Here is a 14,215-nt window from a genome sequence, read left to right as displayed (position 1 = left end):
CCCGGGGTGGCGACACAGAAGCCGACCAGAACTAGGAGAGAACCACGTGCCGGAGCACGAAACGGCCGCAGAGGACACCACACCGGCGAGCGACGTCGGGAGGTTCCTGCACCGCCGCCGTGAGCAGATCGCCCAGCGCTGGGCCGACGAACCCCTGTTCCGCACGGTGTTCACCGTCTCGCGGGACGAAGCGGTGGAGGCGGGCCGGGTCGTCGTCGACGCGCTCGCCCAGGTCGCCGAGACCGGCCGGGTGGCCGACACGGACGCGGCCGGATTCACCGCGGTCCGCGAGCAGCTGGCCGGCATGGTGGCCTCCCGCGCCCGCTTCGGGCTCACCTCCGGCCAGGTGTCCACCGAGGTCGACGGCCTCCGCCCGCCCGCTGTGAATCTGCTGGTGGCCGATCTGCCCGAGGCGACGCCCGAGCACCTCAGGGAGTGCACGACCCTGCTGACCGTGCTCATGGGCACCCTGCGGCTGGTGGTCCTGGAGACCTCGCTGAGCGAGGGCCAGGCGCTCATCGACCGGCAACAGGTGGAGCTGCTGGAGGCCGCCACACCCGTCATCCGGCTGTGGGACGGCATCGTCGCCGTGCCGCTCATCGGCACGCTCGACAGCGCCCGCAGCCAGGTGGTCATGGAGACGCTGCTGACGGCGGTCGTCGACCAGCAGGCCCGCTTCGCGATCCTGGACATCACCGGGGTGCCGATGGTCGACTCGCTGGTGGCGCAGCACCTGATGAAGACCGTCGCGGCCGTCCGGCTGATGGGCGCGGAGTGCGTCGTCTCCGGTATTCGGCCCGCCATCGCGCAGACCATCGTGCACCTCGGCCTGGACCTGGGCACCGTGGTGACCCGGTCGAGCCTCGCCGACGCCCTGGGGTACGCCCTGCACCGGCTGGGCGCCGACATCGTGCTCGCGACGCCCGGCGGTGCGGGTCCCCGGTGAACCACGACCTCTCCCTCCCGGGCACGGCCCATGTGCCGGTGCTCCGGCTCGGCGACGTCCTGCTGATCACCCTCCAGGGCGACCTGCACGACGGTACGGCCGAGCAGCTCCAGCAGGACATCGCCGAGCAGATCGTCCGCAACCGGGTGACCGGTGTGGTCATCGACATCTCCGGGGTGGAGATCGTCGACTCCTTCCTGGGACGTGTCCTGGCCGAGATCGCGGCGAGCTCCCGGCTGCTGGCCGCGCGGACCGTGGTGGCCGGCATGCGCCCCGCGGTGGCGATCACGCTGGTGGAGCTGGGGCTCTCGCTCCCCGGCCTGCGGACCGCGCTCAACACCGAGGCGGCCCTCGAACTGCTCGCCATGACGGCCCCGGGCGGCCCGCACCGGGAGCCTCGGTGAGCGGGACGGTAGCGGGCGTCGAAGCCCGCCTGCCGATCCGCTCGGACCGGGACCTGGTGTGGGTGCGGCAGCACGTGCGCCAGGCCGCCGCGGCGCTCGGCTTCGGCCTGGTGGACCAGACCAAGCTGGTCACCGCGGCCAGCGAACTGGCCCGCAACACCCTCGTGTACGGCGGCGGCGGTGAGATGGCCGCGGAGCCCGTGGGCGACGGGCGGATCCCGGGGCTGCGGCTGACGTTCAGCGACCGGGGGCCGGGCATCGCCGACCCGGAGCGGGCGCTGAGCGACGGCTACACCTCCGGCGGCGGGCTGGGACTCGGCCTGGGCGGGGCGCGTCGTCTGGTGCACGAGTTCTCACTCGACAGCACGCCCGGCGTCGGCACCACGGTCACGGTGACCTCCTGGACGGCCCGCCCGCCGCGGCAGCGTGAGGAGCCACGATGACGCAGGTGTGGGACGTCCCGGTGCACGACTCGACGCGGGTGCGCGACGCCCGGGTGGCCGCGGAGGGCGCGGCGGCGCTGGCGGGCCTGGACCGGTCGCGTACCGCCGACGCCGTCCTCGTGGCGACCGAGCTGGCGACGAACCTGCTCAAACACGCGCGCGGCGGACAGCTCCTCGTGGAGGCGGTCACCCCGCCGGGCGGACGGCCGGGTGGCCTCGTCGTGCAGGTCGTCGCCGTCGACCACGGGCCGGGCATGTCCGACGTCCCCACCGCCCTGGGCGACGGGTTCTCCACGGCGGGCTCACTGGGCGCCGGCCTGGGCACCTGCCGGCGGCTCGCCGACGACTTCGACCTGCACAGTGTCCCGGGCCGCGGGACGGTCGCGCTGGCCCGGATCGGCGGCCCGGCCCGCACCCGCGGCCGCCGTGAGCCGGTTCCCGGACAGGCCGGGGCAGCAGCGCCGGACGACACCTCCGCCGCGTCCGCCCCGTTCTCCGCGCGGGTCGGTGGCGTCAACATCCCCTTCCGGGGCGCCGCGTGTTCCGGGGACGCCTGGACCTGCGTCCGTGACGGCGACCGGCTGACCCTGATGCTGGCCGACGGGCTGGGCCACGGCCCCGAGGCGGCCCGCGCCTCGACCACGGCCGTCCACGAGGTACAGCGCTCGCCCCACCTGCCGCCGGCCGAACTGCTGGGCCGGCTCGACACCGCGCTGCGTGGTACGAGGGGCGCGGCGGTCGCGGTGGCCCGGCTCGACCTGCGGTCCGGACGGCTGCTGTTCGCCGGCGTCGGCAATGTGGGGGCGCGGCTGCGTGAGGGCGGCTCCTGGCGCCCTCTGCTGTCCCGGCCCGGGATAGTCGGCGCGCACCGGCCCACGCGCCTGCCCGAGACCGAGGCGGTCTGGGCCCCCGACCGTCTGCTCGTCCTGCACAGCGACGGGCTGCCCAGCCGCTGGGCGCCGCCGGTCGACCCCCGCCTGCTGTCCTGCGACCCCGCCGTCACCGCCGCCGTGACGGTCCGCGACGCCGGTAGTTCCGCCCGCCCGGTGCGTGACGACACCGCCGTGGCCGTCCTGTCCCCGACGCCGCCGGATGGTCCATGAATCACACCTGGCCGATCAGCACCGTCGGCGACGCGGCCCGCGCGCGGATCACCACCGCGCGGGTGGCCGCCGCGTACGGTGTACCGCCGCTCGAACGCACCCGGATGGCCGCCGCCCTCGGCGCGCGGCTGCGCCAGTGTCTGTCCAAGGGCGGCAGCTGGCGGTTCGTCCTGACGGTGGCGAGGGGCTCGCTGACGGTCGAGGTCTCCCCCTCCCCCGCCGACGGCGAGCGCCCGTGGTGCGTCACGGCTGCCTGCCCGGAGCCGGCCGCGGACCCTGTCCGCGACGCCGCCGCGGATGACGCGCCCGCCCTCGCGGAGGCCCTGCTCGGCGCCGACGAGGACACCGCCCTGGTGCTGGAGCGACTGGCCGAGCAGGAGGAGTTCGTCGCGTTCCACCGGGAGGAGCTGCACCAGACCAACCAGGGTGTGCTGGCGCTGCACGCCGAGCTGGACGCCTCGGGACGGGCGCAGCGCGAGGCCTTCGCGGCGGAGCGCGCCGCGCGCCGGGAGGCGGAGGACGCCCGGCGCAGGCTGACGTTCCTCGCCGACGCCAGCGCGACGCTGACGGCCTCCCTCAACCACGAGGAGATCGCCCGTCTGCTGCCCGAGCTGCTGGTGCCCGAGTACGCCCGCACGGCCGACGTCTGGCTCTTCGACGCCGAGGACGAGCGGGCGTCGTCCGTTCCGCGTGCGGCGGCCGCCGTGATCGCGGCCCGCACCGGACGGCCGCAGTACGCGGCCGCGCACCCCGGAGGGCTGCCCGGGGTGGACGACCAGCCGCCGTCGGCGCTGCACCCCGGCCGGTCCCTGCTGTGCGTGCCGCTGCCGACCCGCGGCGCGCCCCTGGGCGTCGTGACGCTGACCGCGCCCGGCGAGCGCTGGAACCCGGACGACGCCGTCATGCTCGTGGAACTCACCCGGCGGGCCGGCGGCGCGCTCGACAACGCCCGCCGTTTCGAGCACAACCGGGACATCGCCGAGACGCTCCAGCGCGCCCTGCTGACCGACCTGCCGGCCACCCCCGGGCTGCGGCTCGCGGCCCGCTACCTGCCGGCGACCTACGGGCTGAACGTCGGCGGCGACTGGTACGACGCGTTCCGGCAGCCCGACGGCAGCCTGATCACCGTCATCGGCGACGTGACGGGGCACGGGCTGCACGCGGCGGTGATGATGAGCCAGCTGCGGACCGCGCTGCGCGCCTACGCCGTGGACGGCGGCAGCCCGGGCAAGCTGCTGACCCGGCTGCACATGTTCCTGGAACATCTCCAGCCCGACCTGTACGCGACGGCCGTGATCGCCCGCTTCCGGCCCGGCGAGCCGGTGCTGACGTGGGCGGCGGCGGGCCATCCGCCGCCCGTGCTGCGCGGCCCGGACGGGCGGGTGCGCATCCTGGACGCCAAGCCAGGGGCGATGCTCGGCATCCCGCTGCACCAGGAGATCGCCGACCACACGGTCCCGTTGGACCCGGGGTCCACGCTGGCGCTCTACACCGACGGGCTGGTCGAGCGGCGGGCCCAGGGCATAGACCCGGGCATCGAGCGGCTGGCGACGGCGCTCGGCTCGTTCGGTGCCGAGGAGCTGGACGCGGACCTGGACGGTTCGGCGGAGCGCATCCTGGACCCGATGCTGAGCGACTCCGAGCGGGACGACGACGTCTGCCTGCTGCTGTGTCACGTGGGCAGTCCCGCGGGCGGCCCCCGCGGCGGCCGCCCGCGGTCCGGGTCCTGAGGAGCGGTCAGCCGTCGGCCGGGCCCTCGGATCCCCGGCCCGCCGTGTGCGCCCGGTGGAAACCGGAGAGCCCGTGTTCCAGTGCGGTGCGCTGGGCCGGGGTCATCGCCTCGAACACGGAGGCGAGGCGCCGTACGCGGCGCTCGGCGACGTCGTTGAGCAGGCGTTGTCCGTAGGCGCTCACGACGAGTTGCACCTCGCGCCGGTCACTGGGCTGCACGGTCCGCTCCAGCAGCCCGGCGGCCTCGAGCCGGTCGCAGAGACGGCTCGCGGTGGGCAGACCGACGCCCAGGTGCTCGGCCAGGGCCGTCATGTTGAGTTCCGGACGGCTCCTCACCGTCCGCAGCGCCAGCAACTGCCGGGCGGACAGCCGGGGTCTGGTCTCCTCCGCGGCCATGAGCCAGCAGGCCACCAGGCTCTCCACCGCTTCGGCGAGTTGCCCGGCCTGTGTCCGGCGACCGTCCCACCGGCCGTCGTCGGAGCCGTCCGCGCACCACACCGCCACTTATCCTCCGGCCTCCGCGATTGTCATGTACGACGGCCTACCCGAAGGCAACGGGCGTACACAGGCCCTGAGGGGGGTACGTCGGTGACCTCAGGAGAAACGTTCGTCTGCATGCCTCGCCCGGCTGGCGGAACCAGTCCGGGCGCGGTGGGATCGATGAGGTGCGAGACGCCCGCGGGCGGGGCACGCGCATGACGTCGGGCAGACCGCCTGGAGCCGCAGAAAGGGATGGACATCGTGACACGACCCAGGATCCTGGTGGTGGGGGCGGGCTTCGCGGGAGTGGGGTGCGTTCGGCGTCTGGAACGCGCGCTCTCCGCCGCGGAGGCCGACGTCACTCTGGTGACGCCGTTCGCCTACCAGCTCTATCTGCCGCTGCTGCCACAGGTCGCCTCCGGGGTGCTGACGCCCCAGTCGATCGCCGTTTCGCTGCGCCGCAGCAAGAAGTACCGCACCCGGATCATCCCGGGCGGTGCCATCGGCGTGGACCTCAAGTCGAAGGTCTGCGTCATCCGGACGATCACCGACGAGATCGTCAACGAGCCCTACGACTACATCGTGCTCGCTCCCGGCAGCGTGACCCGCACCTTCGACATCCCCGGGCTGACCGAGCACGCCTTCGGGATGAAGACCCTCGCCGAGGCCGCGTACATCCGCGACCACGTCATCAGCCAGCTCGACCTCGCCGACGCCAGCCACGACCCCGCGGAGCGCATCTCGCGGCTCCAGTTCGTGGTCGTCGGCGGCGGCTATGCCGGCACCGAGACCGCCGCCTGTCTCCAGCTCCTCACCCACAACGCGGTCAAGCGCTATCCGAACCTGGACCCGAGCCTGATCAAGTGGCATCTGATCGACATCGCGCCGAAGCTGATGCCGGAACTCGGCGACAAGCTCGGCCGCAGCGCGCAGGAGGTGCTGCGCAAGCGGGGCATCGACATCTCGCTGGGCGTGTCCATCGCCAAGGCGGGCCCGGAGGAGGTCACCTTCACCGACGGGCGGGTGATCCCGACCCGGACCCTGATCTGGACGGCGGGGGTCGTCGCGAGCCCGCTCATCGCGACCCTCGGCGCGGAGACGGTCCGCGGGCGGCTCGCCGTCACCGCGGAGATGAACCTGCCCGGGAACGACGGGGTGTTCGCGCTCGGGGACGCCGCCGCCGTACCCGACGAGGCCAAGGGCGAGCAGGGGGCGATCTGCCCACCGACGGCGCAGCACGCGATGCGGCAGGGCAAGGTCGTCGCCGACAACGTCATCGCCACCCTGCGGGGCCGGGCGATGCGGCCCTATGTGCACAAGGACCTCGGTCTGGTCGTCGACCTCGGTGGCACCGACGCCGTCTCCAAGCCGCTCGGCATCGAGCTGCGCGGGCTGCCCGCGCAGGCGGTGGCCCGCGGCTACCACTGGTCGGCGCTGCGTACCGGGGTGGCCAAGGCGCGGGTGCTGACGAACTGGACGCTCAACGCGATCGCGGGTGACGACTTCGTGCGCACCGGCTTCCAGGCGCGCCGGGCGGCGAAGCTGAAGGACTTCGAGTACACGGACAGCTATCTGACGCCCGAGCAGGTGCGGGCGCAGATCGAGGGGCCCGGGTCGGAGACCGCCTGAGGTCGGACGGAGGGAGAGAGTACGGCGGCGTGAGGGCGGCGACACGGTCGTTGGGCGCACGGTGGCGGGATCGGATCGCGGCATCCGATCCCGGGCTGCTGCGTCTGGCGGCCGGGTTGCGCACGGTCGGTGCGATCTCCCTCACGCTGGCCGTGCTCTCGTTGCTGGGCACGGACGTCTCGCATCTGGTGGCGGGGGCCATCGCCGCGATGGTCGCCACCTTCGCGATCCGGGAGAAGCAGCGCGACCGGCAGGCCGTCACGCTGGCGCTGGGTCTGCCGGTGGCGTTCGCGTCGATGTCGCTGGCGGCGCTGCTCAGCTCCCGGACGGTGGCCGGCGACCTCTTCTTCGTGGCCCTGATCTTCTGCGCCGTCTACGGCCGCCGGTTCGGCGACCGGGGCACGGCGCTCGGGCTGGTCGGCTTCCAGGTCTACTTCCTGTCCCTGTTCGTCGGGGTCACCGGTTCGAGCCTGCCGGGGTTCTACGTGGTGCTGGCGGTCGCCTTCGGGTGCAGCGCGGTGGCGCGCTTCGTGCTGGTGCCGCAGACGCCGACCGGAATCCTCCAACGGTTGCGCGGGGCCTTCCGGGCGCGGCTCGCGCAGTTGCTGGCCGCCCAGCTCGATCTGCTGGACGCCGGTCCGGACGACGTGGAGAAGGCGCTGGCCCATGTACGCGAAGGCACCGCCCGGCTGCACGAGACGGCGATGCTGATCCAGGGCCGGCTGGACGAGGGTACTCCGGACCAGGCCACGGCCCGGCTGGTGCAGCGTCGGATCGCCGACGCCGAGATCGCCGCCGAGCGGCTGGGCCTGCTGCTGCTGACCGCCCGCAGCGCCGAGCGGGCCGACACCCTGACCCTGCACCTGCCGGGCGCGCCGCTGCCGGAGGGCGGCCATCTCCCCGTCCGGGACGAGGCCCTCGCCGCGCTGCGCCGGGATCTGGGGGCCCTGCGGCTGCTGGTGCGGATCTCCGTCGCGGAGGGCGCGGCCACGGCCCACGTCCGCAACCGGCTGCTCGGCTACCGGGACGAGGAGAACCTGCCGAAGGCGTCACCCGCCGTCCAGGACGTCTTCCGGGGCGTCGGTGAGGCGGCGCGCGCGGTGCTGGGGCTGCGGATCGCGCTCGACGGGCCGCAGGACGAGTCCGAGGACAGCCCCGAGACGGCGCGCTCCCGCGAGGAACTGGACGCGGAGGACGCCGCGATCGGTGCGGGCGAGGAGGACGAGGACTCCGACACGGCCGGGAAGGAGACGGGGCTGCGGCGGCCGACCACCCGGGCCGCCGTGCAGGTCGCCGTGGGGTCGTCGCTGGCCATCGTCGGCGGCGAGCTGCTCTCCTCGCACCGCTGGTACTGGGCGGTGCTGACCTGCTGGATCGTGTTCATCAACACCGCCTCCACCGGGGAGATCCTGGTCAAGGGCTCCCGGCGGCTGCTGGGCACCGTGCTCGGGGTGGTCGCCGGCATTCTGCTGGCGGGGACGGTCGGTCACCACACGTGGACGGCGTTCGCGGTGGTGCTGCTGTGCGTGTTCGCGATGTTCTACACGGCGCCGCTGTCGTACACGCTGATGTCGTTCTTCGTGACGGCCGCGCTGGGTGTGCTGTACACGCTGCTGCACACCTACAGCATGTCGGTGCTGGTGCTGCGGGTGGAGGAGACGGCGCTGGGGGCGGCCTGCGGCATCGTCGCGGCGGCGCTGGTGCTGCCGGTGCACACCGACCGGCGGACGAACGAGCTGCTGACGACCGTGCTGGACCGGCTGACCGAGGTCACCGAGTCGGCCGTGGAGCAGCTGAGCGGCGGTCCCCCGGCCGAGCTGCTGGATCAGGCCCGTGAGCTGGACCAGGCGCTGGCCGATCTGCGGGCGGCCACGCAGCCGCTGACCCACCCGGTCACGCCCTTGCGGACCCGGCGGGACACGGCCCGGTACGTGGTCGCACTGCTCGAGACCTGTGCCTACCACGCGCGGACCCTGGCGGCCATGGCCGAGCTGCTGCCGACGCAGCGATCGATCGTGGCGGACCCTGGGCTGCGCCGCGCCGGGCAGCGCATCCGGCACAACATCGGGGCGATCTCCGCGCGCGTGGCGGGCGAGCGGAGCGCGGCCGAGGTGCTGACCGGGCCGAGCATCGCCTCGCTGCTGATGCCGGGCGGGCCGGGAACGCCGCGCTACGGCCGGGTGACCGACCGCGTGCTGCGCCACCTTCAGCGCCTGGACGAAGCGGTGGTCGGTCTGGCCCGACCGCTCGGCGTGCCGGTGACTCCGCCGAAGTGACGGCGGGTCCTGTCACGGTCAGAAGTCCGTGGACATGTCGCTCGCCGCCGCGATACCGCGCAGCTCCTCGGTGTCCTGGTGGCGCTGCCGGATGCAGCCGGCGATCTCGGCGAGGCGGGTGGGGTCGGACGCGGTGCCCGCGTCGGTGACCACCCGGACCGGGCCGGTGCCGTCGACGTCTATCTCCACCAGTTGGTTGTCCAGCCGGCCGGTCACCGCGGTGGCGATGACCAGCGCGGCTTCGTCACGGATCTCCTGGGGCAGTTGCTGGGTGTCTTCCGGGTCGAGGGCGAAGTCGAGACTCTCGGGTCGTTGTTCCTCGAGTGCGCGCAGCGCGGGTGCGACAACCTTCAGCAGCAGCTGATAGTCCTCGCTGTCCATGCGGACGCGCAGAAGGTCGAGGTACATGTCCACGGGCCGTCCGTCGCGCGGGAACTCTGATTCGTTCATCTGGTCCGTGTTCCCACCCAGCCGGACGTCAGACCTTGCGCCAGCGGGCCATGGCGAACGAGAACAGTCCGAAGAGCACGAGTCCGGCGGCGACGCAGGCCAGGAGGCCGGGCCCCGCGGGCGTGCCGGCGAAAGAACGCAGTGTGTCGTCGATCCCCTTGGCCTCGTCCGGCTGGTACTCGACGGCGGCCCGGACGGCGAAGACTCCCGCGGCGGCGAACACCGCGCCACGGGCGACACCGCCGCCCACCCCGGTGACGTCCACCAGCCGCCGCATGCGCGGGGACATCTCCCCCAGCCGCAGCTTCTTCCGGTAGGACCGCATGACGGCGCGGGCGCCGATCCACACTCCGGCGACGATGATCCCCACGCCTCCCGCGCCGACGATCCACTGGCCCCCTGGAAGCTCGAGCGCCCGGGCGGTGACGTCCCGGGACTGCTCGTCACCGGAACCGCCTCCGCTGCCCGATCCGGCGGCGAAGGCCAGCACGGAGTAGGCGACGAAGGAGTAGAAGACGCACCGGACGAACGAGAGCAACCGCTTCTTGGCGCTGCGCCCGTCGGCGCCGACTCCGCCGAAGACGACCTCCGACAGCCGCCACAGCGCCATGCCGACCAGTCCGACGCCCAGCGCCCACAGCAGTACGGCGCCGAACGGCTTGTGCGAGATCTCCTCCAGAGCCCCCTGGCGGTCCGCCTCCTGGCTGCCCTCGCCGAAGGCGATCTGCAGGGCCAGCAGTCCGACCAGCAGATAGATGACGCCTCGCGCGGCGAGCCCCGCCTTGGCGGCGCCCTTCGTCACCGAGCCCCGTGCGGCTCGTTCCGCTCCGACCCTGCCGTTGCGCGCCAGCGCACTCGCGTTCATGTCGCCCTCCCCGATGTCTCCCCGATTTCCTGCGGATCCGCATGCCCCGGCTCCGGCCGTACACACGTCCGGCGCTCCTGGACCGTGCCCCGGCCGAAACAACGGCGGGGTGGACGCGGGATCCCGCGCGTCCACCCCGCCCGTCAGGCGTACACGTGGGGGTCTCTGCCGGTCGGCGGGCGTATCGCGGCGTCGGAGGCCGACGCCGCCTCCAGCCATTGATGTGCCGTCTCCAGGGCGTGCCGCACGTCGCGCGTGCCGGTGGACACGCACAGCGTGTAGGCGAGATCACGCGCCTGCGCCTGTGCCTGTGGCTGTTCCTCGGTGGTTCCGGATCGTGTCAGCGCCTCGTACTCGTCGACGAGTCTGCGCAGGACAGCGGGATGCGGCATGAGCATCGGTCTGCTTCTCCTCATTCGCAAGGGGTGAATGTCGTGCCGTCAGCGCAGAGCTTCCTGGCGCACCCGCTCGCAGCTGCGGCTGATGAGCCGGGACACGTGCATCTGGGAGATGCCCAGCTGGTCGGCGATCCTGCTCTGCGTCATGTCTTCGAAGAACCGCATGTAGAGGATGGCGCGTTCGCGTTCCGGCAGCCGGCGCAGGCCTTCCTTGGCGGACTCACGGTCGACCACGACGTCGAAGGAGGTGTCGGAGTCGCCCAGCGTGTCGGCGAGGCTGTAGCCGTCGTCACCGGCCGAGGTCTCGGCGTCCAGCGAAAGGGTGCTGAAGCTCTCCAGGGCCTCCAGGCCGGCGCTCACTTCGTCCTCGGTGAGCCCGGTGTGGGTGGCGATGTCGGCCACCGAAGGCTCGGCCGCGCCGGGATTCTGGGTGAGTTCCCGGCGGGCGACGCGCACCTTGTTGCGCAGTTCCTGTACCCGGCGGGGCACGCGCAGCGCCCACATCCGGTCCCGGAAGTGCCGCTTGATCTCACCGGTGATGGTGGGCACGGCATAACTCTCGAACGCCCCGCGCTCGGGGTCGAAACGGTCGACGGCCTTGACCAGTCCCAGCGCCGCGACCTGCCGCAGGTCCTCGATCGCCTCACCGCGGTCGCGGAAGCGGCCGGCGATGCGGTGGGCCATGGGCAGCCAGGCGGTGACGAGCTCGTCGCGCACTGCGTCCCGCTCGGGGCCCTCCTCCAGGGTGACCAGCCGGGCGAACCGGCTCATGGTGTCGGGCGCGTCGGCGTGGGTGCGCCGTAGCTGCGCGGTGGTGGGGGCGGAAGCGGAAGGACGGCTTGTCGACATGTCGATAGGCATGCGGTATCGCTCTCCTGAACGGTGGTCTCAGGGACTGACGACGGAGAACTCCTGCCGTCCGGAGCGCGTGCGACGCCCCGGGGCGACAACTCGCTCCCGTCGGCGCGCCTCCGGTCCGAAGCACGAACCTCCGTCTGCCCTCCGTCTGGAGGAACAAACTCCGCCTCCGCGAAAGGCGTTCACAGGTTCGCGGTCCATGGTGCGGGCCGGTCGGCGCGGGGGTCAGAACACGGGGACGACGGCGGTGATGCGCTTACCGCCGGAGGGCAGACAGGCCACCCTGACGTTGCGGGCCAGCCGGCAGACGATCGGCCAGCCGCGACCGCCGGTGCGCTGTCGGCCCTGTTCGTCGAGCGGGTCGGCGGTGACCGGCAGCCGGTCGCTGCGGTCGCTGACGGAGACGCGCACGGCCGGCCCGTCCATGTCGACGTCGAATCCGGTGATGCCGCCGCCGTGCAGGATGGCGTTGCTCGTCAGTTCCGAGGCGACGAGCAGGGCGTCCGAGAGGCCGTCCTCGTCGTACGGGCAGCCGATGGCCCCACAGCGTCCGCTCACCGCCTGTCGTACGGCACTGCGGACGTCGGCCGGCCGGCACTGCTCGTGCCCTCCGCGCCCGAAGCCGCCGCCCTGCGCGTTCTCACGGTCGGTCGAGTCGTTCGTACGCATCCCTTCGCTCCCCTGGCTGGTCCGGCTGGTCGGACGGCCGCATCTGCGCGGCGGGTTCGGCGTACTCCCCCGCACCCGGCGCTCTGTTTCCGCCGGGCGGTGCTGTCGTCTCCTATGCGGCTGGCCGCCCCCGCGGCGGCCAAACCTCCCGGACGGGGAGCATTCGTCCCGACGATCCGGGTAGGCGGAACAGATGACCGATGTGGTGGACTCGGACGAACTGCTGCGGCGCATCCAGCGGGCGAGGGCCTGCGCCCACGACGAACTGCTGGCCTGGCGGGCCCGGAGCGCGGACCTCGCCCGGACCGGCTCGGAACGCGCGGACGACGCACGGGACGCACGGACCCGGGGTCTCGCCTACGAGGCCGTGCTCAAGGTGCTGGACGAGATCGTGACGCCCGGCCGGAGCGCCGAGCCGCACTGAGCGGGGCCGTCGGCGCCGATTGGCCCCGGCCGTCGCGGGCACCCGAAACCCATGGCAGCCGATCACACGCGAGCGCCCGTGCTGGAAGCCCTGGTCGACTACCGCCGTCAAGGCCGGTTGTCGTTCACCCCGCCGGGGCACAAGCAGGCCCGCGGCGCCGATCCCGAGGTACGGGCGGTGCTGGGGGACGCGGTCTTCCTCGGTGATGTGCTGGCGTCGGGCGGACTCGACGACCGGCTCACCCGGGGCCGGGTGCTGGAGCGCGCCGAGGAGCTGATGGCGGACGCCGTCCACGCCGAGCACACCTTCTTCTCGACCTGCGGGAGTTCGCTGTCCGTCAAGGCCGCCATGCTGTCGGTGGCGGGGCCGCACGAGAAGCTGCTGATCGGGCGGGACGCGCACAAGTCGGTGGTGTCGGGGCTGGTCCTGTCCGGGATCGAGCCCGTGTGGGTCGAGCCGCGCTGGGATGCCGAGCGGCGCCTGGCGCATCCGCCGTCGGCCGAGAAATTCGAGAAGGCCTTCGAGATCCACCCCGACGCAAAGGGCGCCCTGGTCACCAGCCCCACTCCGTACGGCGCCTGCGCGGATCTGCGGGCGATCGCCGACGTCTGCCATCGCCGGTCGGTGCCCCTCGTCGTGGACGAGGCCTGGGGAGCGCATCTGCCCTTCCATCCGGACCTGCCGTCCTGGGCGATGGACGCGGGCGCCGACCTCTGCGTGACCAGCATCCACAAGATGGGCAGCGGCCTGGAGCAGGGTTCGGTGTTCCACCTCCGGGGCGGACTCGTCACCCCGGAAGTCCTGAACATGCGCGCGGACCTGCTGGGCACGACGAGCCCCTCGGTACTGCTGTACGCCGGACTCGACGGCTGGCGGCGGCAGATGGCGCTGCACGGCGAGCAGTTGATCGGCGCGGCCCTCGGTCTGGCCCGGGAGGTGCGGTCCGCGATCGAGGAGATCGACGGGATGCACGTCGAGGGCCGGGAGGACCTCTGCGGACCGGGGCTCGCCGACGACTTCGATCCGCTGCCCGTGGTGATCGACGTGCAGGGGCTCGGGATCACCGGGTTCCAGGCCGCGGACTGGCTGCGTGAGCACCAGCTCATGGACATGCACCTGTCCGACCACCGGCGGATCGGCGCGCAGCTGACCCACGCCGACGACCGCGGAACGACCGGTGAACTGCTCGCCGCGCTCAAGGACCTCGCCCATGCCGCGCCCGATCTGGGCCAGGCCCCGCGGGTCGAGGTGCCCGGCCCCGCCGAACTGCGGATGGCGCAGGGGATGCTGCCGCGGGACGCGTTCTTCGGACCCGCCGAGAACGTGGCACTGGGCGACGCCGCCGGGCGGATCGCCGCCGAGATGATCACGCCGTACCCGCCGGGGATCCCGGCCGTCCTGCCCGGTGAGCGACTCACCGAGCCCGTGCTGCGCTATCTGAGCACCGGCCTGGCGGCGGGCATGAACCTCCCCGATCCGACCGATCCGGAACTGCGGACGATCAGGGTCGTCGGCCGGTCACCGCACATCGAGTGAAAC

15 protein-coding genes are annotated in these 14,215 nt (G+C 73.0%); 9 read left to right on the top strand and 6 right to left on the bottom strand.

What is annotated here, in order from left to right:
* Positions 1-46: 46 nt before the first annotated feature.
* From ACFVYS_RS26575 to ACFVYS_RS26555, 5 genes are read left to right on the top strand one after another with little or no spacing between them, the layout of a single operon-like run.
* Positions 47-946: an STAS domain-containing protein gene (locus tag ACFVYS_RS26575; RefSeq protein ID WP_389505882.1), complete on the top strand. Its 900-nt coding sequence runs from the start codon at positions 47-49 to the stop codon at positions 944-946.
* Complete coding sequence (locus ACFVYS_RS26570; protein WP_389505880.1) at positions 943-1,350, top strand: STAS domain-containing protein; 408 nt, start codon at positions 943-945, stop codon at positions 1,348-1,350. The genes ACFVYS_RS26575 and ACFVYS_RS26570 overlap by 4 nt, the downstream gene beginning before the upstream one ends.
* Positions 1,347-1,793, top strand: a complete 447-nt coding sequence (locus tag ACFVYS_RS26565; RefSeq protein ID WP_389505879.1) for an anti-sigma regulatory factor — start codon at positions 1,347-1,349, stop codon at positions 1,791-1,793. The genes ACFVYS_RS26570 and ACFVYS_RS26565 overlap by 4 nt, the downstream gene beginning before the upstream one ends.
* Entirely contained in the window at positions 1,790-2,896 is a 1,107-nt protein-coding gene (locus ACFVYS_RS26560; RefSeq protein WP_389505877.1) for a SpoIIE family protein phosphatase, read from the top strand. Before ACFVYS_RS26565 ends, ACFVYS_RS26560 begins: the two co-directional genes overlap by 4 nt.
* The gene (locus ACFVYS_RS26555) at positions 2,893-4,626 is read left to right on the top strand and encodes a PP2C family protein-serine/threonine phosphatase (RefSeq protein WP_389505876.1); all 1,734 of its coding nucleotides are present in this window, start codon (positions 2,893-2,895) and stop codon (positions 4,624-4,626) included. The genes ACFVYS_RS26560 and ACFVYS_RS26555 overlap by 4 nt, the downstream gene beginning before the upstream one ends.
* 7 nt (positions 4,627-4,633) lie before the next feature.
* Here ACFVYS_RS26555 and ACFVYS_RS26550 read toward each other — a convergent pair whose 3' ends face one another.
* A complete protein-coding gene (locus ACFVYS_RS26550) occupies positions 4,634-5,125 on the bottom strand; it encodes a MarR family winged helix-turn-helix transcriptional regulator (RefSeq protein ID WP_389505916.1) in 492 nt (163 codons plus the stop codon).
* 234 nt (positions 5,126-5,359) lie between these two features.
* Here ACFVYS_RS26550 and ACFVYS_RS26545 point away from each other — a divergent pair, with 234 nt between their 5' ends.
* On the top strand, positions 5,360-6,736 hold the full coding sequence (locus ACFVYS_RS26545; protein ID WP_389505874.1) for an NAD(P)/FAD-dependent oxidoreductase: 1,377 nt from the start codon (positions 5,360-5,362) through the stop codon (positions 6,734-6,736).
* A 29-nt stretch (positions 6,737-6,765) separates the two neighbouring features.
* Positions 6,766-9,012, top strand: coding sequence for an FUSC family protein (locus ACFVYS_RS26540; protein WP_389505873.1), 2,247 nt, complete (start codon positions 6,766-6,768; stop codon positions 9,010-9,012).
* A gap of 18 nt (positions 9,013-9,030) precedes the next feature.
* On the opposite strand, the gene ACFVYS_RS26535 is transcribed toward ACFVYS_RS26540, so the two are convergent.
* The 5 genes from ACFVYS_RS26535 to ACFVYS_RS26515 all read right to left on the bottom strand — a co-directional run bounded on the left by ACFVYS_RS26535 (position 9,031) and on the right by ACFVYS_RS26515 (position 12,252).
* The gene (locus tag ACFVYS_RS26535; RefSeq protein WP_020126252.1) at positions 9,031-9,462 is read right to left on the bottom strand and encodes a hypothetical protein; all 432 of its coding nucleotides are present in this window, start codon (positions 9,460-9,462) and stop codon (positions 9,031-9,033) included.
* A 28-nt stretch (positions 9,463-9,490) separates the two neighbouring features.
* Positions 9,491-10,327, bottom strand: coding sequence for a DUF1206 domain-containing protein (locus ACFVYS_RS26530; protein ID WP_389505871.1), 837 nt, complete (start codon positions 10,325-10,327; stop codon positions 9,491-9,493).
* Between the two features lie 143 nt (positions 10,328-10,470).
* A complete protein-coding gene (locus tag ACFVYS_RS26525) occupies positions 10,471-10,725 on the bottom strand; it encodes a DUF5133 domain-containing protein (RefSeq protein ID WP_389505869.1) in 255 nt (84 codons plus the stop codon).
* Positions 10,726-10,767: 42 nt separating this feature from the next.
* Positions 10,768-11,586 carry a SigB/SigF/SigG family RNA polymerase sigma factor gene (locus tag ACFVYS_RS26520; protein ID WP_389505867.1) on the bottom strand — a complete coding sequence of 273 codons (819 nt, stop codon included), beginning with the start codon at positions 11,584-11,586 and terminating at the stop codon, positions 10,768-10,770.
* A 222-nt stretch (positions 11,587-11,808) separates the two neighbouring features.
* Positions 11,809-12,252, bottom strand: a complete 444-nt coding sequence (locus tag ACFVYS_RS26515; RefSeq protein ID WP_389505865.1) for an ATP-binding protein — start codon at positions 12,250-12,252, stop codon at positions 11,809-11,811.
* Positions 12,253-12,445: 193 nt separating this feature from the next.
* On the opposite strand from ACFVYS_RS26515, the gene ACFVYS_RS26510 reads away from it, so the two are divergent.
* Together ACFVYS_RS26510 and ACFVYS_RS26505 are read left to right on the top strand one after the other, a co-directional pair.
* Complete coding sequence (locus ACFVYS_RS26510) at positions 12,446-12,676, top strand: hypothetical protein (protein ID WP_389505863.1); 231 nt, start codon at positions 12,446-12,448, stop codon at positions 12,674-12,676.
* A gap of 51 nt (positions 12,677-12,727) precedes the next feature.
* Entirely contained in the window at positions 12,728-14,212 is a 1,485-nt protein-coding gene (locus ACFVYS_RS26505; protein WP_389505861.1) for an aminotransferase class I/II-fold pyridoxal phosphate-dependent enzyme, read from the top strand.
* The last annotated feature ends 3 nt before the right edge of the window (positions 14,213-14,215 follow it).

The sequence above is a fragment of the Streptomyces sp. NPDC058295 genome (assembly GCF_042880655.1).
Taxonomy (GTDB): domain Bacteria; phylum Actinomycetota; class Actinomycetes; order Streptomycetales; family Streptomycetaceae; genus Streptomyces; species Streptomyces coriariae.
The sequence above is the reverse complement of the archived record's forward strand: the minus strand, read 5'-3'. Positions and strand labels throughout refer to the sequence as shown.

What these genes read in the sequence shown, in the direction of transcription:
- ACFVYS_RS26555 (WP_389505876.1), top strand. Translation starts at nt 2,893, where the DNA reads ATGAATCACACCTGGCCGATCAGCACCGTCGGCGACGCGGCCCGCGCG.
- ACFVYS_RS26520 (WP_389505867.1), bottom strand. Translation starts at nt 11,586, where the DNA reads ATGCCTATCGACATGTCGACAAGCCGTCCTTCCGCTTCCGCCCCCACC.
- ACFVYS_RS26535 (WP_020126252.1), bottom strand. Translation starts at nt 9,462, where the DNA reads ATGAACGAATCAGAGTTCCCGCGCGACGGACGGCCCGTGGACATGTAC.
- ACFVYS_RS26545 (WP_389505874.1), top strand. Translation starts at nt 5,360, where the DNA reads ATGGACATCGTGACACGACCCAGGATCCTGGTGGTGGGGGCGGGCTTC.
- ACFVYS_RS26525 (WP_389505869.1), bottom strand. Translation starts at nt 10,725, where the DNA reads ATGCTCATGCCGCATCCCGCTGTCCTGCGCAGACTCGTCGACGAGTAC.
- ACFVYS_RS26530 (WP_389505871.1), bottom strand. Translation starts at nt 10,327, where the DNA reads ATGAACGCGAGTGCGCTGGCGCGCAACGGCAGGGTCGGAGCGGAACGA.
- ACFVYS_RS26515 (WP_389505865.1), bottom strand. Translation starts at nt 12,252, where the DNA reads ATGCGTACGAACGACTCGACCGACCGTGAGAACGCGCAGGGCGGCGGC.
- ACFVYS_RS26510 (WP_389505863.1), top strand. Translation starts at nt 12,446, where the DNA reads ATGACCGATGTGGTGGACTCGGACGAACTGCTGCGGCGCATCCAGCGG.
- ACFVYS_RS26505 (WP_389505861.1), top strand. Translation starts at nt 12,728, where the DNA reads ATGGCAGCCGATCACACGCGAGCGCCCGTGCTGGAAGCCCTGGTCGAC.
- ACFVYS_RS26560 (WP_389505877.1), top strand. Translation starts at nt 1,790, where the DNA reads ATGACGCAGGTGTGGGACGTCCCGGTGCACGACTCGACGCGGGTGCGC.